Origin of the sequence: Sphingomonas sp. NCPPB 2930 (assembly GCF_042867205.1) — a bacterium.
Lineage (GTDB): Bacteria > Pseudomonadota > Alphaproteobacteria > Sphingomonadales > Sphingomonadaceae > Sphingomonas.
In genome coordinates this window covers 1-1,457 of sequence record NZ_JBHZQU010000041.1, presented here as the reverse complement: position 1 = coordinate 1,457, position 1,457 = coordinate 1, and the positions used below count along the sequence as shown (strand labels likewise).

Sequence of the window (1,457 nt, the reverse complement as noted above, 5' to 3'; positions counted from 1 at the left end):
CAACTCATTAGAAAGATTCATATGGAACCATTACATTTTATCATAAAACTGCTCGATATCAAAGACCCTAATGTCCAAATTATGGATGTTGTTAATAGAGATACCCACAAGGAAATCATCGCTAAACTGGATTATGAGGCCCCATCTTGTCCTGAATGTGGAAGTCAAATGAAGAAATATGACTTCCAAAAACCATCGAAAATTCCTTACCTTGAAACAACTGGTATGCCTACCAGAATCCTCCTTAAAAAGCGTCGTTTCAAGTGCTATCATTGCTCTAAAATGATGGTCTCACAGACCTCTCTCGTCAAGAAAAATCACCAAATTCCTCGTATCATCAACCAAAAAATTGCGCAAAAGTTGATTGAGAAGATTTCTATGACCGATATTGCTCATCAGCTGGCCATTTCAACTTCAACTGTCATTCGCAAGCTTAATGACTTCCGTTTTAAGCATGATTTTTCTCGTCTTCCAGAGATTATGTCTTGGGACGAGTATGCCTTTACCAAGGGAAAGATGAGTTTCATTGCACAAGATTTTGATAATCTTAACATCATCACTGTTCTTGAAGGCAGAACACAGGCTATCATACGAAATCACTTTCTGCGCTACGATAGAGTCGTTCGTTGTCAGGTGAAAATCATTACTATGGATATGTTTAGCCCTTACTATGACTTGGCTAAACAGCTTTTTCCGTGTGCTAAAATCGTTCTAGATCGTTTCCATATTGTACAACATTTAAGCCGTGCTATGAGTCGTATGCGTGTCCAAATCATGAATCAGTTTGAACGAAAATCTCATGAATACAAGGCTATCAAGCGATACTGGAAACTCATCCAACAAGATAGTCGGAAACTCAGCGATAAACGTTTTTATCGCCCTACTTTACGTATGCACTTTACGAATAAAGAGATTCTAGACAAGCTTTTGAGCTATTCAGAAGACTTGAAACACCACTATAATCTCTATCAGCTCTTACTCTTTCACTTTCAGAACAAGGAGCCAGACAAATTTTTCGGACTCATTGAGGACAATCTAAAGCAGGTTCATCCTCTTTTTCAGACTGTCTTTAAAACCTTCCTCAAGGATAAAGAAAAGATTGTCAATGCTCTTCAACTACCCTACTCCAACGCCAAATTGGAAGCGACCAATAATCTCATTAAACTCATCAAACGCAATGCCTTTGGTTTTCGGAACTTTGAAAACTTCAAAAAACGGATTTTTATCGCTCTGAATATCAAAAAAGAAAGGACGAAATGTGTCCTTTCTCGAGCTTAGCTTTTCATCAACCCACTACAGTTGACAAAGAGCCATAAAAGCGAACATGACTTCCTAGAAAACGAAGCTGTTCGCTTTTTCGTTTTACTCTGTCAACTAGTTTATTTCACAACAGAAACATTGCCAGTTGAACTGTCGTATCGAACAGTTTCTCCATAAAAACCGGAAATTCCTTTTTC

The 1,457-nt window shown here is 38.0% G+C and carries 1 protein-coding gene; it reads left to right on the top strand.

The genetic code is table 11. The features are described from left to right. Positions 1 to 21 precede the first annotated feature (21 nt). The gene (locus ACFX59_RS18205) at positions 22 to 1,278 is read left to right on the top strand and encodes an ISL3 family transposase (RefSeq protein ID WP_387434456.1); all 1,257 of its coding nucleotides are present in this window, start codon (positions 22 to 24) and stop codon (positions 1,276 to 1,278) included. The last annotated feature ends 179 nt before the right edge of the window (positions 1,279 to 1,457 follow it).

Excerpts from the sequence above, each read along its gene's own strand:
- ACFX59_RS18205 (WP_387434456.1), top strand. The coding sequence starts at position 22 with ATGGAACCATTACATTTTATCATAAAACTGCTCGATATCAAAGACCCT.